18 protein-coding genes and 1 other RNA gene are annotated in these 23,420 nt (G+C 47.4%); 9 read left to right on the top strand and 10 right to left on the bottom strand.

The window, feature by feature from the left end; translation table 11 throughout:
- Positions 1-64: 64 nt before the first annotated feature.
- Both pyrG and ACJMM9_RS16170 read right to left on the bottom strand, forming a co-directional pair.
- Positions 65-1,735 (bottom strand): glutamine hydrolyzing CTP synthase, encoded by a 1,671-nt coding sequence (gene pyrG / locus ACJMM9_RS16175; protein WP_088639714.1) that lies wholly within the window; start codon positions 1,733-1,735, stop codon positions 65-67.
- A gap of 242 nt (positions 1,736-1,977) precedes the next feature.
- Positions 1,978-4,098, bottom strand: coding sequence for a glutamine synthetase III (locus tag ACJMM9_RS16170; protein ID WP_405329273.1), 2,121 nt, complete (start codon positions 4,096-4,098; stop codon positions 1,978-1,980).
- Between the two features lie 304 nt (positions 4,099-4,402).
- Between ACJMM9_RS16170 and ACJMM9_RS16165 the strand changes: the two genes are divergently transcribed.
- The 3 genes from ACJMM9_RS16165 to ACJMM9_RS16155 all read left to right on the top strand — a co-directional run bounded on the left by ACJMM9_RS16165 (position 4,403) and on the right by ACJMM9_RS16155 (position 8,455).
- Positions 4,403-5,725: a putative DNA modification/repair radical SAM protein gene (locus ACJMM9_RS16165; protein ID WP_405329271.1), complete on the top strand. Its 1,323-nt coding sequence runs from the start codon at positions 4,403-4,405 to the stop codon at positions 5,723-5,725.
- Positions 5,726-5,824: 99 nt separating this feature from the next.
- A complete protein-coding gene (locus ACJMM9_RS16160) occupies positions 5,825-6,685 on the top strand; it encodes a TIGR03915 family putative DNA repair protein (RefSeq protein ID WP_405329269.1) in 861 nt (286 codons plus the stop codon).
- A gap of 132 nt (positions 6,686-6,817) precedes the next feature.
- Entirely contained in the window at positions 6,818-8,455 is a 1,638-nt protein-coding gene (locus ACJMM9_RS16155) for a cellulase family glycosylhydrolase (protein WP_405329266.1), read from the top strand.
- A gap of 56 nt (positions 8,456-8,511) precedes the next feature.
- Here the strand turns inward: ACJMM9_RS16155 and ACJMM9_RS16150 are convergent, their stop codons facing one another.
- Together ACJMM9_RS16150 and ACJMM9_RS16145 are read right to left on the bottom strand one after the other, a co-directional pair.
- The gene (locus tag ACJMM9_RS16150) at positions 8,512-8,883 is read right to left on the bottom strand and encodes a DMT family protein (RefSeq protein WP_088639719.1); all 372 of its coding nucleotides are present in this window, start codon (positions 8,881-8,883) and stop codon (positions 8,512-8,514) included.
- A gap of 87 nt (positions 8,884-8,970) precedes the next feature.
- Complete coding sequence (locus tag ACJMM9_RS16145; RefSeq protein WP_405329263.1) at positions 8,971-9,537, bottom strand: DUF4416 family protein; 567 nt, start codon at positions 9,535-9,537, stop codon at positions 8,971-8,973.
- Between the two features lie 239 nt (positions 9,538-9,776).
- Between ACJMM9_RS16145 and ACJMM9_RS16140 the strand changes: the two genes are divergently transcribed.
- Both ACJMM9_RS16140 and ssrA read left to right on the top strand, forming a co-directional pair.
- Positions 9,777-10,526: a glutaminyl-peptide cyclotransferase gene (locus ACJMM9_RS16140; protein WP_405329260.1), complete on the top strand. Its 750-nt coding sequence runs from the start codon at positions 9,777-9,779 to the stop codon at positions 10,524-10,526.
- Between the two features lie 294 nt (positions 10,527-10,820).
- Positions 10,821-11,181: a transfer-messenger RNA gene (gene ssrA, locus ACJMM9_RS16135) on the top strand.
- Positions 11,182-11,230: 49 nt separating this feature from the next.
- Here ssrA and ACJMM9_RS16130 read toward each other — a convergent pair.
- Together ACJMM9_RS16130 and ACJMM9_RS16125 are read right to left on the bottom strand one after the other, a co-directional pair.
- A complete protein-coding gene (locus tag ACJMM9_RS16130; protein ID WP_405329257.1) occupies positions 11,231-13,312 on the bottom strand; it encodes a radical SAM protein in 2,082 nt (693 codons plus the stop codon).
- A gap of 71 nt (positions 13,313-13,383) precedes the next feature.
- Positions 13,384-13,755 (bottom strand): hypothetical protein, encoded by a 372-nt coding sequence (locus ACJMM9_RS16125; protein ID WP_405329255.1) that lies wholly within the window; start codon positions 13,753-13,755, stop codon positions 13,384-13,386.
- A gap of 384 nt (positions 13,756-14,139) precedes the next feature.
- On the opposite strand from ACJMM9_RS16125, the gene dapF reads away from it, so the two are divergent.
- The 4 genes from dapF (at position 14,140) to ACJMM9_RS16105 (ending at position 19,927) form a co-directional block, all read left to right on the top strand.
- The gene (gene dapF / locus ACJMM9_RS16120; RefSeq protein WP_405329252.1) at positions 14,140-14,949 is read left to right on the top strand and encodes a diaminopimelate epimerase; all 810 of its coding nucleotides are present in this window, start codon (positions 14,140-14,142) and stop codon (positions 14,947-14,949) included.
- Between the two features lie 129 nt (positions 14,950-15,078).
- On the top strand, positions 15,079-16,281 hold the full coding sequence (locus ACJMM9_RS16115; protein ID WP_405329249.1) for an LL-diaminopimelate aminotransferase: 1,203 nt from the start codon (positions 15,079-15,081) through the stop codon (positions 16,279-16,281).
- A 66-nt stretch (positions 16,282-16,347) separates the two neighbouring features.
- On the top strand, positions 16,348-17,862 hold the full coding sequence (locus ACJMM9_RS16110; RefSeq protein ID WP_405329246.1) for a sigma 54-interacting transcriptional regulator: 1,515 nt from the start codon (positions 16,348-16,350) through the stop codon (positions 17,860-17,862).
- 1 nt (position 17,863) lies between these two features.
- Positions 17,864-19,927 (top strand): NAD(+) synthase, encoded by a 2,064-nt coding sequence (locus ACJMM9_RS16105; protein WP_405329243.1) that lies wholly within the window; start codon positions 17,864-17,866, stop codon positions 19,925-19,927.
- A 371-nt stretch (positions 19,928-20,298) separates the two neighbouring features.
- Here the strand turns inward: ACJMM9_RS16105 and ACJMM9_RS16100 are convergent, their stop codons facing one another.
- The 4 genes from ACJMM9_RS16100 to ACJMM9_RS16085 form a co-directional block, all read right to left on the bottom strand.
- Positions 20,299-21,564 carry an ammonium transporter gene (locus ACJMM9_RS16100; RefSeq protein WP_405329241.1) on the bottom strand — a complete coding sequence of 422 codons (1,266 nt, stop codon included), beginning with the start codon at positions 21,562-21,564 and terminating at the stop codon, positions 20,299-20,301.
- A gap of 56 nt (positions 21,565-21,620) precedes the next feature.
- Positions 21,621-21,962, bottom strand: coding sequence for a P-II family nitrogen regulator (locus ACJMM9_RS16095; protein WP_173466659.1), 342 nt, complete (start codon positions 21,960-21,962; stop codon positions 21,621-21,623).
- A gap of 205 nt (positions 21,963-22,167) precedes the next feature.
- A complete protein-coding gene (locus tag ACJMM9_RS16090) occupies positions 22,168-23,043 on the bottom strand; it encodes a hypothetical protein (protein WP_405329238.1) in 876 nt (291 codons plus the stop codon).
- Between the two features lie 114 nt (positions 23,044-23,157).
- The coding region (locus ACJMM9_RS16085; protein WP_405329235.1) for a hypothetical protein at positions 23,158-23,420 on the bottom strand (263 nt) is incomplete at its 5' end.

Genomic DNA, 23,420 nt, shown 5'->3' with positions numbered 1-23,420 from the left:
CGCAATATAGAAAACCAAATCTCCTTAGCGCTATGGTCAGGCAAGTACGTCACTTGCCTAGCTTTTATTTTTTCTCGTCGGCGGCCTTCAAAAGTCCAAGGAAGAGCGGGGCCGGGTGGATCAGCGAGGACTTCAGTTCAGGGTGGAACTGGCAGGCCATAAAGTAGGGGTGGTCCGTGAGTTCCATGATCTGCATGATGTCTTCGTTTGCAGCCTTGCCGGAGAAAATGAGCTTTTGCTGGTTCGCGCCCGTCGGGTCGCCCTGTTCAATCTGTGCGACGTATTGCGGGTTCACTTCGTAGCGGTGGCGGAAGCGTTCGCGGATGGCGGTTGAACCGTAAACCTGGGCCGCAAGGCTTCCTTCCTTGATGACAACGTCGTGACCGCCAAGGCGCATCGTGGCGCCCAAGTCCTTGATGTGTTCCTGGCCAGGGAGGAACGCAATGACCGGAACTTCGACGTGGTTCGTTTCGCTTTCCATTTCGATGGTGCCTGCGCCCTGCATGCCGCAGACATGGCGCGCAAATTCCACGACGGAGAGCTGCATGCCGTAGCAAATGCCGAGGAACGGAATCTTGTTTTCACGCACGTAGCGGATGACCTGGATCTTGCCTTCGATACCGCGGCTACCGAAACCGCCTGGAACGATGACGGCGTCGATTCCCTTGAGTGCGGTTTCGACAGAAACGGTACCATTTTCAATTTTTTCCGTATCGACCCAGCGGATGTTGGCATGCAAATCCAAATGGGCGGAGGCATGTGTAATTGCTTCGACGACGGATGCGTAAGAATCTTCGAGGGCGAGGTACTTACCGCAAATGGCAACGGTAAGCGTCTTGCGCGGGTTCACAGAATTGCGCTTGAGGGCGTCCACGAGTTTGCTCCACTGATCGAGTTTCGGCGGTGCGTAAATGCCAAGCGTCTTGGAAAGAATCTCAGGAATGCCTTCGGCATCGTAAACGAGCGGGCATTCGTAAACGTGCTTCACGTCAATGCCCGAAATGATGTGGTCTGCCGGCAAGTTGCAGAACAAGCCGATTTTTGCCTTGAGGTGCGGCTTGATATATTCTTCGCAACGACCGATAACGATTTCCGGGTAAATGCCGAGCTTGTTCAAATCACGCACAGACATCTGTGTGGGCTTGGACTTCTGTTCGTTCACGCCAGACGGAATCGGGACGTAGGTGAGGTGTACAAAAATTGCATTGTGGTCGCCAACTTCGTGACTCAACTGGCGAGCGGCTTCGATGTAAAACTGGTTTTCGAGGTCGCCTACGGTACCGCCGATTTCAATCAACAGCACATCGGCTTTTTCTTGGTTCGCAATTCTGTAAAACTGTTCCTTGATAAGGTCAGTCACATGCGGAATGAACTGCACCGTATGGCCAAGATAGTCGCCGCGACGTTCCTTTTCGAGAATCATCTTGAAAATGCGGCCCATCGTGAGGCTCCAATCTTTCTTGGCGGTCACGTTCAAAAAGCGTTCATAGTGGCCGAAGTCCATGTCGCATTCGCCACCGTCATCCAAAACAAAGACTTCACCATGTTCGGTCGGGTTCATCGTGCCCGGGTCCGTGTTCAGGTAACCATCGCACTTGACCGGAACCACCTTCATTCTAGCAGAAAGCAGCGCCCCGATGGACGCTGCTGCTACCCCTTTGCCGAGTCCGGAGATGACGCCTCCGGTGACGATAATAAACTTTGTTTTGCCGTTGTATCTATGCTGTAATGCCATTTTAATTTTCCTAATTTACACAAATTGTAATTCTTTTGTGGCTATTAGCAAAAGGTGTGCCAAAAATTAAAAACAGCGAAATTTGCAAAAATTTAAGAAGTTGAAGTTTTTGGGATTTTACAAAAATTGTAAATATCATGGTTTTAATTACAATTAATGTAAAAATCACCCGCCTTTCGGCGAGTGATTTTGTCTTCGGTTTTGATGTGCTTAAATCGTTTTACGAGTGCCGCGCATTTCAACTAGTAAATGAAAAGCATCTCGCGATATTTCGGAAGCGGCCACTTTTCGTCCGGAACAATCTTTTCGAGAGAGTCCACAACCAAGCGGAGGTCTAGCATGCCGTTCAAGATATCTTCGTGCTTGGAGGCGAGAGCCTTTTCCATCACTTCGATAGCGGCGAGGAGCTTCTTGACGCCTTCACCAAGAGACTTGGCGTAAGTATCGAGGGCCGGGAAGCCCTGGTTCAAAGCCATTTCGTTTGCCTTGAGAGCAGCGGAGTAAGCTTCGATGGCCTGCGGGAGAATGATGTCCTTGGCCATGTCGCGAGCGATTTCACCTTCGATGTGAATCTTCTTGTGGTAGTCTTCCATGTTGACTTCGTAGCGGGAATCGAGTTCGCGCTTGTTGAACACGCCGTACTTTTCGAAGAGGGCGACGTTTTCTTTCTTGGTAAGTGCCTGGAGGGCTTCCATGGTGGTGCGGGTATTCGGGAGACCGCGCTTTGCAGCTTCTTCAACCCATTCGTCCGTGTAACCGTTGCCGTTGAAGATAACGCGCTTGTGTTCCTTGACAATCTTCTGGAGAAGGTTCTGGAGTTCTTCGTGGAACTTGTCTGCAGGAACGTTAGCAAGCTTGTCTGCAATGATGTCGAATGCTTCTGCAACGATCGTGTTGAGGATAACGTTCGGTTCAGAGCAGCTCTGGCTAGAACCCGGTGCACGGAATTCGAACTTGTTGCCAGTGAATGCGAACGGAGAAGTACGGTTACGGTCCGTAGCGTCACGCGGGAGCGGCGGGAGAGTATCGGAACCGAGCTTGAGAGCGCCAGCCTGCTTGCTGGACTTCGGATCTCCCTTTTCGAGCTGGTCGACAACATCAGCAAGCTGGTCGCCGAGGTACATGGAAATGATTGCCGGAGGAGCTTCGTTTGCGCCAAGGCGGTGGTCGTTACCAGCGCTTGCCACAGCCATGCGGAGCAGGTCAGCGTGAGTATCGACAGCGTAAATCACAGCGCAGAGCGTGGTGAGGAAGATGGCGTTCTGGTGCGGGTCCTTGCCCGGATTCAAGAGGTTAGTCTTACCGTAGTTCACAGACCAGTTGTTGTGCTTACCAGAACCGTTGATGCCAGCAAACGGTTTTTCGTGGAGGAGGCAGACAAGTCCATGGCGGTCAGCAACCTGACGGAGGACTTCCATAATCTGCATGTTGTGGTCGCAAGCGAGGTTCACTTCTTCGAACATCGGAGCAAGTTCGAACTGAGCCGGAGCGACTTCATTGTGGCGGGTCTTAGCTGGAATACCGAGCTTCCAGAGTTCCTTTTCCACATCGTTCATGAAGTTCAAAATGCGGGACGGGATGCTACCGAAGTAGTGGTCTTCCATCTGCTGGTGCTTTGCCGGAGCTGCACCGAACAAGGTGCGACCAGCCTGGTAAAGGTCCGGGCGCTGGAGGTAGAAGCGCTTATCGACAAGGAAGTATTCCTGTTCGGCACCGAGGGTGACGGTGACCTTCTGCGGAGCGACACCGAAGAGGCCCATGAGACGGTCAGCAGATTTCTGCAAAGCCTGGATAGAACGGAGAAGCGGAGTCTTCTTGTCGAGAGCTTCACCAGTGTAGCTACAGAAAGCAGTCGGGATGCAAAGCGTTGCGCCATTGCCGTGACGCTTGATGAATGCCGGAGAGGTCGGATCCCAAGCAGTGTAACCACGTGCTTCGAATGTAGAACGGAGACCGCCGCTCGGAAAAGAAGAAGCGTCCGGTTCGCCGACGATCAAGTTCTTGCCGCTGAAAGCGAGAATTGCCTTGTCGCCTTCGGGTTCCAAGAATGAATCGTGCTTTTCGGCGGTGGAACCGGTAAGAGGCTGGAACCAGTGAGTAAAGTGAGTAGCGCCACGATCAAGGGCCCACTTTTTCATGCCGTGTGCAACTTCGCCAGCGATGCTCGGATCGAGCGGTGCGCCGTCGTCGATGGTTGCGAAAAGCTTTTTGCAGATGTCTTTCGGCAGGTAGGTGCGCATGGCGTCGGCGTTGAATACGTCTTCACCATAAAAGTCGATGTTTGCGGGGGCTGCGGCCATGTTTGCGCCGGCGGCTTCGCTCGCGATTTCCTTGATTGCTTTTAATCTATATGCGTTGCTCATTTGGCAAACTCCTTATTGTTTTTTGTTTTTCGCTGCCCTATTTGCAAAAAGCGTGCCAATATGGAATTTGAGTGGTTTTATGCGTAAAATGTGTAATTTACGCATTTCTATCCCTCTTTACAAAAAACGATTTTTTCCAAATTTTGGAAAAACGGCTGTAAATATACAGAAAATGTAAAATCAAATTAATTGCGCCACGCAACTCTACTTTTTCTTTTTGTGCTTGCTTTTTTGTGCAGTTAATATTATATTTAGTGAACAAAAAGGCAAGTAAACAAGTGTATCGTTAAAACGATGGGCGAAAATGGATATACGCGATAAACTGAACATTCTAGGTGATGCCGCCAAGTACGATGTTTCGTGCTCGTCGAGCGGCTCCAAGCGCAATTCGCCAAAAGGCGGAATGGGGTGCGGGCACAGCTCGGGCATTTGCCACACATGGAGCGCCGATGGTCGCTGCATTTCGCTATTGAAGGTTTTGTTCAGTAACGCCTGCAAGTACGATTGCGCCTATTGCGTGAACCGTCGCAGTAACGACATTCCGCGAGCGACTTTTACACCGAAGGAACTCATCAACCTCACGCTTGAGTTTTACCGCCGTAATTACATTGAAGGGCTTTTTCTGAGTTCAGCCGTGATTGGCACACCCGATTACACGATGGAACTGTTAATTAAGGTGGCTAAAGAATTACGTTTAGTGCACCATTTTGGCGGTTACATTCACTTGAAGGCGATTCCAGACGCAAGTTCGAGACTTTTGTTTGAGGCGGGGCTTTATGCTGACCGCAGCAGCGTGAATATCGAAATTCCTTCGGACAAGCAGTTGCAATACCTCGCACCCGAAAAGAATTTCGCCTCCATTTACCGCCCGATGAATTTCTTGGCGGAACGCAAGCTTGAATACAAAACGGACAAGTCCAGGTATTCTCCGAAGTTCTTGCCGGCAGGGCAAAGTACGCAGATGATTGTCGGAGCGTCAGGGGAGACTGACTTCCAGATTTTGACGCTCTCGGCTGGGTTTTACAAGCAGCAGCAAATGAAGCGTGTTTATTTCTCGGGGTATGTCCCCATAAATGCGGACAAGCGCTTGCCTGTAATTACCACGAAACCGCCGCTTCTACGCGAGCATAGGCTTTATCAGGCCGACTGGCTCATGCGCTTTTACAAGTTCGAGTACAACGAGATTCTCGACGAGAAAAATCCATTCCTGGATCCAGATCTGGATCCGAAAGTGATGTGGGCGCTCCGCCATCCGGAATGTTTCCCTGTGGACTTGCAGACTGCTGACTACGAGATGATTTTGCGTGTGCCCGGCATTGGCGTGAGGTCCGCGCAGCTCATTGTAAGCGGCAGGCGCTATTCCAGAATTAGGCTCGAACATTTAAAGAAAATGGGGGTGGTGCTCAAGCGCGCGAAATACTTCATTTACGACAGCGATGTACCGCGTGAACTCCACAAGCTTTATCCCGAGATGATTCGCCCTTTGCTCATTGCAGGGAAACCCAAGAACGATCAGCTCGACCTGTTCGATTCCATGCCTGCCGCACTCCCCGCACCAACCAAAGCACAACCAAAAGCGCAACCTCAATCAAGAGTCGTACAACTTTCCCACACATCGTCATCCTGAACGCGAATGCGTGAAGGATCCAGTAAAGTCCTAGCCTCAATCAACCAACATTCTTTAACTTCAACTGCCTACTTCCTACCGCCTACTTCCTACTAAAATATGTCCCTCGCAATTCATTACGATTCTACTTTCGAAGGCTTCTTGAGTGCCGTTTTCGAGATATACCGCCAACATCTCGATGTTTCTTGCTTTGTCGCCGAACGCACGTACGAAGCAGAACACGAAGCGGTGTCAGATCTTTTTGCGCAGCCTTTCCATGTCGAAACATCCGAAGAATCTGCTAGACGCTTGAAGCGGGCCATTACCAATGCAGCAAGCAAGGACGTCTTGAACTTACTTGAAACCTGTTTTCGTTCCGAAGACGCAAACATCGAGATGAACATTCTCGCGTACTTGCGAAAGCTTTTTGCAGGGCTAGACCCGAACTACGGCCGCAATCCATCAAGCCTAGAGATGATTCCGCTCATTACGATTGCGCGTTCCGTGCGTCGCGAAATGGACAACATGTACGGAATGGTGCGTTTCAACAAAACTCCCGATGGCATGTACATTGCCGAGATTGAACCCAAGTACGACATTCTTGAAATGATTGTCGGGCATTTTCGCTGCCGCTATCCGAACGGCACATGGTCGATTATCGATGTCAAGCGAGGCTTTGGCGTCTATTACGAGAATTACCGGACGCATTTTGTAACGGTTCCTGATCCCAGTTACATTTCTGCTCATGCGCCTCCTGATGAATTTACACGCATGTGGAAATCCTATTACGACACGATGGCGATCAAGGAGCGGCTTAACCCGCGCCTCCTTCGACGTTGCCTGCCAGTACGTTACTGGAAGCATCTTCCTGAGCGCTCGTTATCCAGCTTTTCGGCAAAAACCGCCGGGAATGTATTGCGGTCTCAGCTTCCATCTGAAGTTGCCAAGTCAAACGCGTCAGCATCCATAAGGATTAAATAACCAGGCCTCCGCCTTGTGGCACATATTTTGCTTGAAAAGTCCATGGTTGAGCGCTGAATTTTTTATATATGCAAAAAAATTTGGCTCTACAAAAACATTTAGTTGTATATTTATAATGGATTAATTGACTTTATGGAGAAAATTAAAGACATGAACGGCTCATCTGTGAAACCGGGCTTTTTCGTTCAGGATTCTTTTCTGTACAGTAAGGACAACGAAAAGGTTGTTCTTCGTGGTGTAAACCACATGTTTATTTGGACAGATCGCGAAGGTAAGACCATTCCCGAAATTGCAAAGACTGGCGCAAACTGTGTAAGAATTGTTTGGAATACTCGCGGCCGCATCAGCGACCTCGACAATATCATTTCGCTTTGTATCGCAAATGGCATGATTCCTATCCCGGAAATTCATGACACGACCGGTAACTGGGACCGCCTGAGTGACGCTCTCGAATTCTGGCTTCGCGAAGAAACGCTCCAGATGATTTACAATCATCAGGAATACCTGATTTTGAACATCGGTAACGAACCGGGCGACAAGGCGCAGACTGCCGATGATTTTTTCAACGCCTATAATATCATCGTGACTAAGCTCCGTGCCTCTGGCGTACGTGTGCCGATTATGATCGACGCCGACGAATGGGGCCAGAACGAAAAGAACTTGTTGAATGTAGGGCCGAAGCTTTTGCAGGCCGACCCAGAACACAACCTGATTTTCTCGATTCACATGTGGTGGCCGACCGAACGCCACAATCCGGTGGCAACAGGCTACGAAACCGTCAAGGACCGCATCAAGGCTACGCTTGAAGAATCCCTCAAGCGCAAGATTCCGCTGATCGTCGGTGAATTTGCGCCGGTGGCTGCTGGCGGTGTCCGTGAAATTCCGTACAAGTTTATCATGTCGGAATGCGAACGCCTGAATATCGGCTGGCTCGCATGGAGCTGGGGTCCGGGTAACTTCGATAGTCCGGAAATGGACATGACGGTTCACGGTTCCTACAACACGCTTATCGGCTGGGGCAAGGAAGTCGCTGTCGATAGCCCTCTCGGTATCCAGAATACAAGCGTGGTACCGAACTTTATCCAGAACAAGGATTTCACGACCGGTTCTCAGGGAACAGGCGCGAACATCATTGAAAATGGCGAATTCAATGCCGAAGATCCGCTTTCCGGCTGGACGACCGACTTCTGGGGCGGAAAGGGCGAAGTCACTGTCAAGGATGGCGTCGTGCATTTCGACATCAAGAAGGGCGGCAAGGATTCCTGGAATCTCCAGTTCAAGCAGCATTTCGCTCTCCACAAGGGCGTGACCTACATCTTTAGCATGCGCGCAAGAGCTGACAAGCCGCGTACGCTCAATGTGAACATCAAGAAGGATTGCGAAGCTTACACGCCGTATGCAAACGGACGTATTCTCGACTTGAGCACAAGCTGGCAGAATTTTAGCTGGAAATTCACGATGAAGGAAGAAACCGACGTGGATGCCGTGCTGATTTTCGATATGGGCGGTGTGCCGATTTCCTGGAATCTTGCTGATGTATCGCTGGTTCATGCCCGTAGCGTTGCCGACCGCCTGAACAGGACGTTCCAGCGCAATGTGCAAAAAAATTCTGGTTATTTCAATGCCCCGAACGGTCCGTGGGAGCTGCACCTCTATTCGACAAACGGCACTTTGCTTGACATTCTCGACAAGGGCAAGGGCGGGGAAGGTATGCGCCAGTATCCGAAGATCGAACGCAGTGGCATCATGGTCATCAAGGACATTGGCTAACGCTCGACAACATTCGAAAAATTTAGGTCGCCAGTGAAAAACTGAGCGACCTTTTCTTATTTCAGGAAAGCGAAAAAGACTGCAGCGATGATGAACAGGAACGCTACAATGTGGTTCCACTGGAGCGTTTCTGTATGGAATACGGTCACAGCAATCGTCGTGAACACCGTAATTGAAATTGCTTCCTGAATGATCTTCAGCTGCATCAGGCTAAAAGGCCCGCCGTTGATGCGGCTTCCGATGTTGTTCGCTGGAATCATGAAACTGTACTCTAGGAGCGCAATGCCCCACGAGGCTAGAATCACGAGGAACAGCGGCCAGTCGGTGCTGATGTGCATTTCCTTGAGTTTGAGGTTGCCGTACCAAGCGAACGTCATAAAGATGTTGGAACAGCAGAGAAGAAGAATTGTAAAAATACCAGCTTTCATATTTTAGTCATTAGTCAATGGTTATTAGTGGTTCGTGTATTGTCATCTTGGAATCTGTCATCCTCGGAGCGAAGCGTAGGGGATCCATTATTTCTTGTTTCTTTGACTATACGGCCTTCCTGTGGTCATTTGGTACGCGAGGCGCTTGCGCACTTCTTCGAGATACTTGATGTAATTTTCGCTTTGGTAGTCTCGGTAAGTCCAGTCAAAAGCGTGGAAGTGCCCATCCTGGAAATATAGCGTTGGCTCCACGAAAATCCCGCGCTGCATGTAAACGCGCTGGCGCTGGTCCTTGGTGGTTGCCAAAAAGAACTGCCCAAGCGTCATGTAGCCCGGATCAAGATTCACGGGGCGCAGTCCTGGCGTCCCGTTTTCCTTTGCAATTTCAAGTTCAATATCGTTTGTCCAAAGCTTGATATCGACAATCGTCTCGCGATCAACGAGATTCTCGTAGCTAAAGAACGCTCGCACCGGTGCCATGCCAATTTCTTCTTTATAGTAGTTGGTAAACGTGAACGGGAACGGTTCCAGGTTCAGGTCTTCTTCGCCGAAACGCGACTTGAGCACTTCGCGGACTGCTTCTACGGACTTGGCGTCTTTCGCGAGGATGCCAACAATAATTTTCACTTTGGCTGGAGTTCTAATTTCACCCATGCGCGCAAATTTAGTAAAAGGCGAGTGACGCGGCAAAAGTGTGCAAAACTCGAAAGCGCAAAAATTTATTTTTGCATTTTCGAGTTGCAGCCACTGACGTCGTAGACGTCAAAACATTTTTGTTTTGACATGTCCGAGCCGTACTAAATGCGTTCGAAGAACGAAAATTTAGTAAAAGGTCCATTTTTGAGCCGTAGCCATGAATGCCGAAGGCATCAAATATTTGTATTTTTTGGAATATGAATTTCTCTCGTCTCTTTATCCTCTCGTCTCTCGTCTCTACTCTCTCGTCTTTTGCAAATGCCGAGGCTCCTCGCGTGGAGCCTACGATTCTTGATTCTATTTCGCACGAAACGTCTCATTTTACGCAAGGACTTTCGTTTGACGGCAAGGAAATAATCGAGACCACGGGGCAGTATGGAAAGTCTGGTCTGTATCGCCGTACGCTAGACGGAAAAGTCTTGGATTCTGCTCGCATCGAGGATCGCTATTTTGGTGAAGGCTCCGTTGTGCTTGGCGACGAGATTTACTACCTCACATGGAAATCGCACAAAGCTTTTATATACTCGCGCAAACCGTTCAAAAAAAAGGGCGAATTTCGAATCCCGACAGAAGGTTGGGGGCTAACGCTTTGGCATGACCAGCTTTTGATGAGTAACGGTTCTGATGAACTTCTGCAGATTGCGCCGGGCGGTTTTGCTGTGTCGGGAATTATCAAGGTTCGCGACGGACGTTATTCGATAAAACTGTTGAACGAGCTTGAAGTTGTTGGAAACGTCGTGTATGCGAATATCTGGCAGACGGATCTGATTGCTGAAATTGAGCTTCCGAGCGGAAAGGTCCTGCGTTACATCGATTTCTCGAAAAAAGCAGGGGAGGTTCGCGACAGCCATCCAGGAGTGGATGTGTTGAACGGCATCGCCTACGATGGCAAGGATTTCTGGGTTACCGGCAAGCTCTGGCCGCAGATTTATAAAGTCAAGTTCTAGATGAATCTTGTCATCCACGAAGCGAAGCGTAGGGGAACCATTATTTTTCATCACTTTCCAAGTGTGATGGATTTTTATATATTTGTGTTGAATCGGGGGTACTCTGGTTTGCTTCGAATAACGCTACTCGCGTTATTCTCACCCTTCGGGCTTTTCGAACGCACGGCGTTCTCAAAGGCTTAAACGCTCCTTAATGTCGCGTTTAATCGACGGGTCTCAACCAGATCACAAATTGAACAAACCTTTGCATTTTAACCCGATGTTTGTTATATTTGTACTCAACCACTAATAAACGGGGGTGCTCTGGTTTCGACAGGGTTACCGAAGTGTTAGTTGCAAGTCGAGGTCTCAGACGAGGGCAACTCGTTAAAAAGTCTGAAAAAAAATAAGTGCTGACGAAAACTACGCACTCGCTGCCTAATTAACGGCAACGCCGGGCCTCATTCCGCTCCCATCGGGGTGTACGTCCGGACGCAATATGGGATAGGGAAGTGTCATGCCTGGGGGCATCTCCCGAGATTTACTAGGCTGGTCAAACTCCGCGCCGACCTTCTTGGGCGTGGATAAGACGAGATCTTAAATTCGAAGGGAACACTTGTAGGAACGTACATGGACGTGATTTTGGACAGGGGTTCGACTCCCCTCACCTCCAGAACAACAAAGGCTCACCTTAGGTGAGCCTTTGTTGCATATTGATAAATCCTTTATGACAGGATAACCTTACTTAAATTGACTTTTTCGCCTTTTAAGTTGGATTTGTCGATCAGGAAAATATTTTGCTTTTCAAACATGAAAATATCTTTGCATTGATTGTATGTTTCTTCTGAATAAGACACTACAATGACAAATGTTTTCAAATTGAATTTTCGTATTTTTTCAAGAACTGATTTTGGATTTGCGTCTCCATCTTCGTAAAGAAGAACCTTGTCCGTGGGGTTCAAGTTGTCCTTTATCCAGTGGGCGAGATCTTCGTTCCAAAGATTATCCTTGATTGGCAAAAGAATGGAAATTAAAGAGTTGGAATTCTGTTTTATGCGATATTGAAGCAGTTCTTTTACTTGACCTAGTTGCACTGAAATATTTTTTTCGTCAGCGTACGGCTTTATCCAGATTTCATCGACATTTGAATCAATGAATTGCTTGTATTCGGGGCAATTGAGCTTGGAACTTTCCAATACAACCGTGCTATGGCTCTTCTTGGAATCGAGTATGTCGATCATTGCCATAACATCTTTGTTCTGCTCAAAATCCTTTCCGTAAATTGCGACCTTTTCGTAGTGCTTTACGTCGTGAATGTCCATAAGGCTGTAGAAGGTCTGTAAATCTATGGAATCCTTGTCTTTCCCGTTGTCCAAAGCGACAAAAATGTTTCTTGGATCTTCGTTTGGAATATTAAAATTGAGCAGATACGGTAATTGAGGGTTCTTTTCAAACTCTTCAATTAAGAATGGCAACATCATTTTGTTGAATTCGCAAACTTCGTTTTCCAGTTCGCCGTCTTTTCCGGCGTAATGGTCAACAGAATGGCAAACTCCTCCGCATAGCCTTTTCCAGACGCAGTCCTTGCAGCGTTTAAAGTTGTCTCTCGAACGGCTGAGCGTTTTGGCAATAATTGGGCTTTGCGCAAGCAGTTTGTCGATGGGCGCTTCGTGAACGTTTCCTATTTTGAAATCCGGGTCGCCAATGAAATCATCACAGATATAAATGTCACCGTTGTTCGAAAAACCGAGCATGTTTTTCCCTGCGCCACAAGGAATCTGCGAACACATAAACGTGTTTTCGTTTGCAAATAAGCTTGACGCCATATCCGCCAACGTGCGCTCGTGTATCTTTTCTTGATTGTGAGTATTATTTTCGACGACTCGTTCGTATATTTTCTTATAGGCTTTGAAAATCTGCTCTCCTGTTACGTATAGAGAGCTGTCGTTCCCTCCACGTCCAACTTTCATGAGGGGAATGAATGAAAATGAGTAGATGTTGTTGGCGAGATAAAAGTCTAGAACTTCGTCAATGTGTTCGGCTACATTGCTTGTCATGACGCCCAATACGCCAAAGAGGACTCCGTGCTTTTGCAATATACGGATTCCGCGCAAGGTTTGATCCAAAGACCCTTTGCCATTTTGCAAGACTCTTGCTGTATTTTGGAATGGAGCCGGTCCATCGAGACTTACGCCGACTTGGATATTGTTGTTCTTGATAAATTCTGCAATTTCATCGGTGACCATAGACGCATTTGTCTGAATGGATATAATCACCTTGTTATCGTATTTTTTTGAATATTCAACAAGATCCTTGATCAGCTTGAAATTGATTAAAGGTTCTCCACCATGTAAAACAACGGATATGCTTTTGCCTGGATTTAATCGGACATATTCGTCTACGACTTTGTGCGCCGTCTCCGGTGACATGTGGGAAGACTGGTCAATGCCTGCGTTTGAATAGCAGTACACGCACTTTAAGTTACAGGCTAGAGTGATTTTCAAAACAGCAAGCGTCGGATATTCTTTTAATGCGCAGGTGGGACCGCACTTGTTCTGTGTTGAATCTGTTTTAGGAGCAAGCAAATTATGCGTATGCAGAAGATATTTCAACTTATCAATATCTTCAAGAGAAATTCCGTTGCTTTGATTAAATATGGCTTCCGTTTCTATGCCAGATTCGATTTTTTGTACAATGTCTTTGCAAACATCGTCAAGAAGTAACCATCCTCCTGTCTGGGGATTGATTGCTAGTTGTCTGTTGTTTTTTAATTGTAGCCATTTAATGGGGTTTTGAGTCTCGATCATAATAATATTTCAAAATACTGGAATGGCCTTACGCCATTCCAGTAACAATTTATTTTAACCTATGATTTAGATTAGCGGATTTTGAGGACCTTTTCGACGGCTGCTCTATTAGCCGGTTCGAAGGAAATCTTGTTTTCCGTAAGCTTGCAGCCAAGTTCAGCAAGCTTTAAGGTCGTGTCTTTTTCAAGCACACCTTCGAATTCGATATAAGAGGCGCTTTGCTTGAGTTCAGCCTTTGCAACCGGGTTGATTTTCTTGTACGGAGGTGGAACTGGAATGATGATTTCTTTGTAGGGGTAGAACTTGATGTACGGCTTCAACTTGGTGTACGGACCATCCTTGAGGTATGGCTTTTTATCGACATTTTCAAGTCGTTTGCCTGCTGTTTTTAAAGATTCAACAACATTAATCTTGTTGTTGAGATTGACTTTTTTGTTATCCATTATTTTGTTTCTCCTGTAGAAGGTGTTAGTATTATTTTTAACACAGTAACGTAAGTATAGTTTATTTAAGAAAAAATTAATTTAATTCAGATGTAAAATTTTCTTTGTATATACAGACAATTTCATTTTTATGCTGGAAACAGACGCTGTTTTCATGAAAAACTGCTTGAAGAAGGCTTTTTAACGTGAATTTCTTAAGTTTTACATAAATTGTAAAACAAATCGCTGTGATTTACAATAATTGTAAAAGATTTCAATTTGTGAAAAATGACTCGTACGGTCAAAATGGCGATATTAGCTCAAAATCGCAATTTTTACTAAAAATGTAAAACTGGCACGTTTTTTGCCCATAGAGCGCGAATAGCGTAAAAAGGATTACATTTTATGTCTTTAAAATTTTCAAAATGGACTGGTCTCGGCAACGATTTCGTTCTCGTCGAACCAGGCGAGTCTTTCGACATGACTCCAGGCAAGGCTCTGGAACAGCGTGTGATTGAACTGTGCGATAGACGTTTTGGCATCGGTGCTGACGGGGTTGTTGTCGTGACTCCTCTCAACGAAAATGTAAAAAGCAACGAGTTTGAAATGCGTATTTTCAACGCAGACGGTTCCGAAGCCGCCATGTGCGGTAACGCCACGCGTTGCGTTGCGAAGTTTATTCAAAGTCGCGGCCTTAGTGACGATAGCAATTTTGTCTTGCATACCAAAAGCGGTCTTGTGAAGCCATCCGTTCTGCCGGATGGCCGTGTTTGTGTAAATATGGGGCTCCCGCGCGATTTCTTGGGAACGATCAAGCTCACGGCAGATACTTTTGATTTTACAGGTGTAACGGTTTCGATGGGCAATCCGCATACCGTTATTTTCGTAGACGATATCGAAAAAATCCAGCTTGAAAACTGGGGAAGCATTCTCGAAGTGGACAAGATTTTCCCTGACCGTTGCAATATTGAATTTGCACAGGTGATCGATGAAAATACGATTCGCATGCGCGTCTGGGAACGCGGTTGTGGCGTGACGATGGCTTGTGGCACCGGTAGCTGCGCAACGCTTGTTGCTGCACAGCGCACAGGTCGCATTGGCCTCGAAGCGGATGTCGTCCTGGATGGCGGAACGCTCCACATCAAGCACGAAGAAGGCGGCCCTGTCTTTATGACCGGCCCCGCGAAAGAAGTCTTTAAAGGAGTAATTGATTAATTAGGAATGCGGAGTTCGGAATTTAAATAATCGCGGCAAAGCCGCCTAACTAAACAATTCCTAATTCCTACTTCCTAATTCTGAATTATTCAAATCATTAACTGCGGCAAAGCCGCGCAAATCACGTTTATGAATATTCTGAATACAAATTACGATCGTCTTCCTGGCAGTTACCTTTTTTCAACGATTGCCAAGAAAATCAAGGAATACCAGGGCACTCACGAAAATGCAGACATCATCCGCTTGGGCATTGGCGATGTGACTTCTCCGATTATCCCCGCTGTAATCGAAGCCATGCACAAGGCTGTAAACGAAATGGGTGTCAAGTGGACGTTCCGCGGTTACGGTCCTGAACAAGGTTATGATTTCCTCCGTGAAGCCATTATCCGTGGCGAATACACTTCGCGCGGCATTGAAATGGATCCGAATGACGTGTTTGTGAGCGATGGTTCCAAGTGCGATGTCGCCAACATCCAGGAACTTTTCTCAGCTGACGCTAAAATTGCAATCCCGGATCCGGTTTACCCCGTGTATCTCGACAGCAACGTGATGGCTGGTCGTACAGGGACTTTGCAAGCTGATGGTCATTTCTCCGAAGTGACGTACCTTGCTTCAACGGCTGAAAACAACTTCCAGCCGGACTTGCCGAAGAATCCTGTCCAGTTGATTTATCTTTGCAGTCCGAATAACCCGACCGGTACGGTGCTCACTCGCGAAACGCTCCAGAAGTTTGTGGATTACGCCAACGAAACTGGTGCAATTATTTTGTTCGATGGCGCATACAACTGCTACATCCGCGATGAAAAACTCCCGCACTCCATCTATGAAATTCCTGGTGCTCGTACTTGCGCGATTGAATTCCGCAGCTTCAGCAAGACCGCTGGATTTACGGGCGTTCGTTGTGCATACACGATTGTTCCGCACGAACTTGAAAAGCTCCGTGCCATGTGGAACCGTCGTCAGTGCACCAAGTTCAACGGCGTGAGCTACGTGACGCAGCGCGCGGCAGAAGCCATTTACACACCGGAAGGCTGGGAACAGACGAAGGCTGTCATCAGCGGTTATATGGATACAGCCGCAAAAATCCGCAAGGGATTGACGGAATGTGGTTATACTGTTTTCGGTGGCGAACATGCCCCTTACATCTGGTGGAAGTTGCCCGAAGGTGAAAAATCGTTTGACTTCTTCGACCGCCTGCTTGCTACATGCGAAGTCGTCGGTACGCCGGGTAGTGGTTTTGGTCCGTGTGGCGAAGGATATTTCCGCCTGACCGCATTTGGCGATCCGGACCAGACAGCAGTTGCCCTCAAGCGCATTAAGGAAAAGTTGTAAAACTTAGTCGTTAGTTATTGGTCAACGGTCTTTAGCAAATAACAATCATTTACTATTTTACAAATTATGAAACAACCAATAGGTCCAGAAATCGCGGTCGTTCAAAAGATCAGTACAATCATTATCCATGAGAGAAACGTAGAAAAGCTCCTGGATAATGTGCTTACCATTTTGGACACCGACATGGGAATGCTGAACGGCACGTTTACTTTGCTGTTCGGTAACACCTTGAAAATTGAAGCATCGCATGGACTTGATGAAAAGAAAAAGCGCCTTGGCCAATATCAGGTGGGCGAGGGCATCACAGGGCATGTGGCAGAAACGGGCCGCAGTCACGTGATTCCTGACTTGCGCAAGGATTCTCGATTCTTGAACCGCACAGGCGCTCGCAATTACGATAGCCAGGTGGCATTTATCTGCGTTCCGCTGATTCACGATGAACAAATTATCGGAACGCTTTCAGTAGACCGCCCTGTCGATGTGACAACGGATCTGGACCGCGATGTTGCGCTTTTGGAAATCATCGCCAACATCACGGGTGATGCTGCTAGCGAATGCCAGACAATGCTTGTGGAACGCCAATCCTTGATTGACGAAAACCAGAAGTTGCGCGACATGCTCAGCGGTAAGCCGAGTGAACTTGTTGGCAACTGCCGCGAAATGCAGATTGTGTACGAACAAGTGCGTCAAGTTGCTCCGTCGGATGCGACTGTGCTTATTCGCGGTGGTAGCGGTACGGGTAAAGAGATGATTGCTCGTGCAATTGTGCAGCTTTCTTCTCGCAAAGATAAGCCGTTTGTAACGCTCAACTGCGCTGCCCTTCCAGAAAATCTTGTGGAAAGTGAACTTTTCGGTCACGAAAAAGGCGCGTTCACGGGCGCTATCAACATGCGCAAGGGCCGTGCAGAAATCGCTGATGGCGGAACGCTGTTCCTCGATGAAATTGGCGATTTAACAATGCAGACGCAAGTCAAGCTGCTGCGCTTTTTGCAAGAACGCACATTCAGCCGTGTCGGCAGCAACGAAGAGTTCCATTCCGATGTTCGCTTCTTGGCGGCAACGAGCCGTAACCTCGAAGAACTCATGGAAAAGAAGCTCTTCCGTGAAGACTTGTTCTACCGCTTAAATATTTTCCCGATTGCAATGCCGGATTTGGCAAAGCGCCAGAGCGACATTATTTTGCTTGCCGAGCATTTCATTGAAAAAATGAATCTCAGGTACGGCAAAAAGATTGTTCGCTTGTCCACTACAGCAATTAACCTTTTGATGAGTTATCATTGGCCGGGTAATGTCCGTGAACTTGAAAACTGCATTGAACGCGCAGTGCTTACTGCGACAGACGATTGCATCCATAGCTACAATCTTCCGCCCTCATTGCAGACAAGCCTAAGCACGGGTACCGGAAAAATCATTACCGATCACGCTCCGCTTGACGTGATGATGTGCAATTACGAAAAGGAATTGATCACAGAAGCAATCAAGCGCAATGACGGTAATATTTCGGCAGCGGGCCGCGAACTAGGCATTTCTCCGCGAATGATGAATTATCGAATGAATAAACTTGGATTGATTACAAAATAAAATGTTCGGTTTTTACAGAATCGCTTCTGTGTGCCCAACTTTGAAAGTTGCGGATACGGAATTCAATACTGATGAAATCATACGCTGCGGTCTCCTCGCCAAAAACGAAGGGGCCGCAGTTGTCGTTTTCCCTGAACTCTGCATTACGGGTTACACCTGTAGTGATTTGTTCCATCAAGAGCTTTTATTGAAGAAATCGTTTGCTTCGCTTTTGAAAATTGCAAAGGCGTTTGACGATTCCGACATGATTGTCGCCGTGGGGCTTCCGCTCCGAATGTTCGGCAAACTCTATAATTGCGCCGCCCTTTTGCAACGCGGAAAGATCATTGGCATTACGCCCAAAATCCATTTGCCGAACCAGCGTGAATTTTATGAAAAGCGCCATTTCAATAGTGGTCGCGATTTGTTGAGTGCAAACAATGTTAAAACCGGTGGAAACTATGGAAAAGCTCCGCTCACGTATTCATTCGATGGCGTGGGCGATGTTCCGATAACAAACTTCTTTACGGTAAACGGTAGCGAAGAAATTCGCATCGGCGTGGAGCTTTGCGAAGACTTGTGGACTGCGGCTCCGCCTAGCGGAGAACTTGCTTTAGCTGGCGCTAATGTGATTTTAAATTTGTCTGCAAGCGATGCGCTTGTGGGGAAGGGCGATTACCGCCGTAATCTCGTGATGAACCAGTCTGCACGCTGCATGGCGGCGTATGTTTATGCATCTGCTGGCGTTCACGAATCGACAACCGACATGGTCTTTAGCGGTCATTTAATGATTGCCGAAAACGGATCCATGCTCGCTGAACGCAAAAATTACAGTCGCAAAAGTGAAATCATTTTCGCAGACATCGATGTGCAGCGCTTGAACGCTCAACGTTTAAGCGAAGGTAGTTTCCAGGATTTCGAATCTACAGAATACTTTGCAAAGGCTGCGAATTTTGCATTACTTCCTGTTGTTGCGAAAAATTCTGCTAAGCCCTCGGAAGGTCTTAAATACCGCTACATTGCGCCGATGCCATTTGTTCCAAGCGATATTGCACATCGCGATTCTAACTGCCGCGAAATTTTCAATATTCAATGCGCAGGACTTGTCAAGCGTCTGGAATCGTCATACGCCAAACGAGCCGTTCTCGGCCTCAGCGGTGGTCTCGATTCAACGCTGGCGTTGCTTGTCGTTGTAGAAACGTTCAAGCTGCTGAATCGCCCGCTAAACGAAATCCTCGTGATTACAATGCCTGGATTTGGGACGACCAAACGCACCAAAAACAACGCTGTTTCAATGGCAGAACTTTTGGGCGTTGAACTTCGAACAATTGATATCAAGCCCTCCTGCTTGCAGCATTTCAAGGACATCGGTCACGATGCCGCAAAGCTTGACGTGACGTACGAAAACGTGCAAGCTCGCGAACGCACCAAGATCTTGATGGACTTGGCAAATAAGGAAGGCGGTATTGTCGTTGGAACGGGTGACCTTTCCGAAATTGCGCTTGGCTGGAGCACGTATAACGCCGATCACATGTCCATGTACGCTGTGAACTGCGATATTCCCAAGACGCTTGTGCGTCACGTTGTCGCGTGGTACGCCGATCACGTGCAGGAATTGATGGGGGAGAGTGCGGCAAATTCCCAAGATTCTGCAAAAGCGCTCGCCGATGTTCTCCGAGACATCTTGGATACGCCTGTTTCACCAGAGCTTTTGCCTGCGGACAGTAATGGACAAATTGCTCAAAAAACGGAATCCATTCTCGGGGCTTACGAGATCCACGATTTCTATCTGTACCATTTTACAAAATATGGAGCAGAGCCTCGCAAATTGCTTTATTTAGCCGAAAAAGCTTTTGGTGTAAAAGCGGGCGAGGATGGCTCCGCAATTCAGGCGAAATATCCGTGTGAAGAACTCGTTCGCGTTCTCAAGCTTTTCCTGAAGCGCTTTTTTGCGCAGCAATTCAAGCGCAGTTGCATTCCGGATGGCCCAAAGGTCGGAACGATTTCGCTCTCGCCAAGAGCCGACTGGCGAATGCCAAGCGATGCATCTTCTGCGGACTGGCTCAAAGAAATCGAGAATCTCTGAGCCGCGCCTTTTGCGATGTCATCCCGGCCTTGTGCTCTTTGACCACTTAGAGCTTCAGCTCTTACGTGGTCATGATCCGCGTATGGGGACGGGATCGCCATACACAAATACAATTACAAAGACATCCCTGCCTCTGTGCGGGGATGTTTTTGCATTATAACACCCGGCGCATTTTTTATCGAAAACTGTTTAAAAATTTGGCATTCTCTTTGTAAACGTAAAACCCCGGAACATTTGTTCCGGGGTACTTTAGTCAACAGAGATACTCTTTATGGTTTTTAGTTATTGGTTGTTGGTCTTTAGTTTAAGGTTTGGTAACTTCGTTACGGTTTTATTAACTAATGACTATTGACTAATAACTAAGTACTAAATTACATGTTGCTGAAGATTTGGAATCCGCTGTAAGCTTCTTGACCGTGTTCTGCTTGGTCAAGGCCGCGCATTTCTTGCTTTTCAGTCACGCGGAGACCCATGGTCTTCTTGATGACGAGGAAGATGACGCTAGCAGCAGCGAAGCACGGGATGGCGTAGGCGAGGACGCCAACAGCCTGAGTGCCAAGCGTGTAGTCACCGGTGATATCGAAGATACCGACAGCGAGCGTACCCCAGACACCGTTTACAAGGTGGACGGAGAGAGCACCGACCGGGTCATCCAAGTGCAGGCGGTCGAACATGAAGACTGCACCGACGACGAGCACACCAGCGATAGCACCGATAATCCAGGAAGAAAGCGGGGAGACTACGTCTGCGCCAGCGGTGATAGCGACGAGACCTGCAAGGCATCCGTTGAGGGCCATGGTGGCGTCCGGCTTCTTGGAAACGATCCAGCTTGTAAGCGTTGCGGTGATGATGCCTGCGACAGCGGCGAGGTTCGTGGTCACGAGAATCCAGCTAGTAGCCTTCGGGTCGCCGTTAAGAGCAGAACCGGCGTTGAATCCCCACCAGCCGAACCAGAGCATGAACACACCGATTGTGGCGAGCGGAATGTTGTGAGCCGGGATAGCGTGAACCTTGCCACCGACATACTTACCGATACGCGGTCCGAGAATCATCACGCCAGCGAGAGCTGCCCAGCCACCCACAGAGTGGACGAGGGTAGAACCGGCGAGGTCGTGGAAACCGTGAGCACCGAAGGTGGAGAGCCAGCCGCCGCCCCATGTCCAGCTACCGACAACCGGGTAGACAAGGGCCACGTAGGCGATGGTGAAGACGAGGAAGGAGTTGAGCTTCACACGTTCAGCAACGGCACCAGACACAATCGTTGCGGCTGTTGCTGCAAACATTGCCTGGAACAGCCAGTCTGTGAACAACGTAAAGTGTCCGTTGTAGGCTGCGGTGAAGTTTGCCGGATTTGCCCAGTCGCCAATGCCGAAGCCTGCGAAACCGAGAATTCCGTTGAAAGTGCCCGGGTACATAAGGCCAAAACCGAGCAAGGCGTACATCGTGATACCGATTGCCGGCACGGCGATGTTTTTGAAAGCGACGTTTGCAGAGCACTTCGCACGCACAAGGCCTGCTTCAACACATGCAAATCCAAGACCCATGATGAACACCAACATGGCGCTAATCATGATCCAAATGTTTTCCGTCATAAAGATGGCGTCGTTGACGGTTGCGACTGTTGCTACTTCGTTCATTTGTATAAATCCTTTTTGAAAATTTTAATTCCTAATTCCGAATTCCTGATTCCGAATTAACCAATCGCCTCCGGGCCAGTTTCACCCGTGCGGATGCGGACGCACTGTTCAAGCGATGTGACGAAAATCTTTCCATCGCCGATTTCTCCCGTACGAGCGCCCTTGATGATGGCGTCAATACAAGGCTGTACGAATTCATCATTCACGGCGATCTTCAGACAAATTTTCTTGAGCAAATTAACTTCAGTAACAACGCCACGGAAACGTTGATTGTAGCCCTTCTGCTGGCCGCAGCCGAGTACGTTGGTGACGGACATCTTGTAAATCTTATTTTCGTAAAGAGCTTGCTTTACGAAGTTAAGCCGTTCTGGTTGAATGTAAGCTGTGACGAGCTTCATGATTGTATCCTTTTTTGAGGTTTTTCTTTTTGTTCGCAGCCGTATTTGCAAAATGTGTGCCAAAAATTTTTCCAACACATAAAAAAGCCCGCAATCCCTTATTCTATGCGGGTTGCGGGGCGGTGTAGGGGAGATGTATCCCTCAAATGAAAGATTTACAAGAATTGTAAGAAAGGCTTTTTATTTACAGAGCGTGAAAATTCTTTTAAAAGTCTTCCGGGATGATCCCTGTTTCCTGGATCTGGTTGCATTCAGAAATCATTAAGGGAACAACTGATGGCATCATATTTTTACCAGTTACAGCTTCAAAGTATCCCTTGATTTTATTTCCTTCACAAGAGACTTGAAGGGGAATACTCTTCTCATCATCCGTTTCTTCTTTCGCCGAAGCACATTCTGCGTCTATTACACTTTGAGGAACACTTGGATCGAATTCTTCTACAGCTTTAATTATTTGGATTCCATTGTTGAATGAAGCCGTTATGGTTTGAGTGACAGAGTCCGGAACGGATGCGATCATGGAAAAGTTGTTTTCGGTGTCTTCAAGAATTTGACAAGAGGCCTTTCCCGTTTTTGTTGATGGAGGTGGAGTGGGTGGGTCATTTTCAATTTGTCCGGGATTTGGATCCTCATTAGGGACTGATGAATATTTTTTTGAAAATTCTTTGCAAGCTCGCTGTGCTGATGCAAAAGTTTGATCAATATTCAGATAGGATACTTCTGTTGATTTGACCGTTATCGAATAATCGGTGCAGTTTACGGTTGCATTCTTTTCGGCCGCTTCCATTTTATTTTCTGTACACGTTTTTTTGATTTCGTCTACAGGGACTGATTCATCGTATAAGGTTGTTATTTCAAGCTCTACTTTATTCCCTTTTAAAATTTTTGCTGTTGTCGTTGTGATAAAGGCGTTTGCTATCGCAGTTTTTAATTCGACAGAATTCTGCGAAAGCAACTTCGCCGAACACTCGTTCTGATCAACCTTGACAGGACCATTTGAGGGTGCTACCGTATTTTCCGTTGAACAGGCCGTCAATGCTAATAACATTGATGCAGAATAGGATATAAATTTTTTTATCATATAGACCCTTTTGTGTTGTCTGAACAGACAAAATCTTTTTTTTAATCTACAATTTTTTTATATAAAAAAAGTAATTATTGACGAACAAAAGTAACACCTTGGAAATGCAACCGATTACGGGATAAAAGAAAGAAAAATGATAAACGACATGAATACAGCACAGCTCAAGATTTTTTCGAAGACCTTCACAAGAAAAACTCTAAAGGAATATATTTCTGAAATTCTTAAGTTTACATAATCCGCATTATCGGCAATGACGGTTTGGAAAGGGGAGTCAGATTCATCTTCGTTGTTTTGATGCACAACCGAGTTCCACCTGGTGTGAAAACGACTTCCACCTAGGAACTTTCGTACGCGTCTCATAGATTCTCCGACAC

The organism is Fibrobacter sp. (genome assembly GCF_045112255.1).
GTDB lineage: Bacteria > Fibrobacterota > Fibrobacteria > Fibrobacterales > Fibrobacteraceae > Fibrobacter.
Note: the sequence above shows the minus strand (reverse complement) of the source record. Positions and strands in the feature narration are given on the sequence as shown.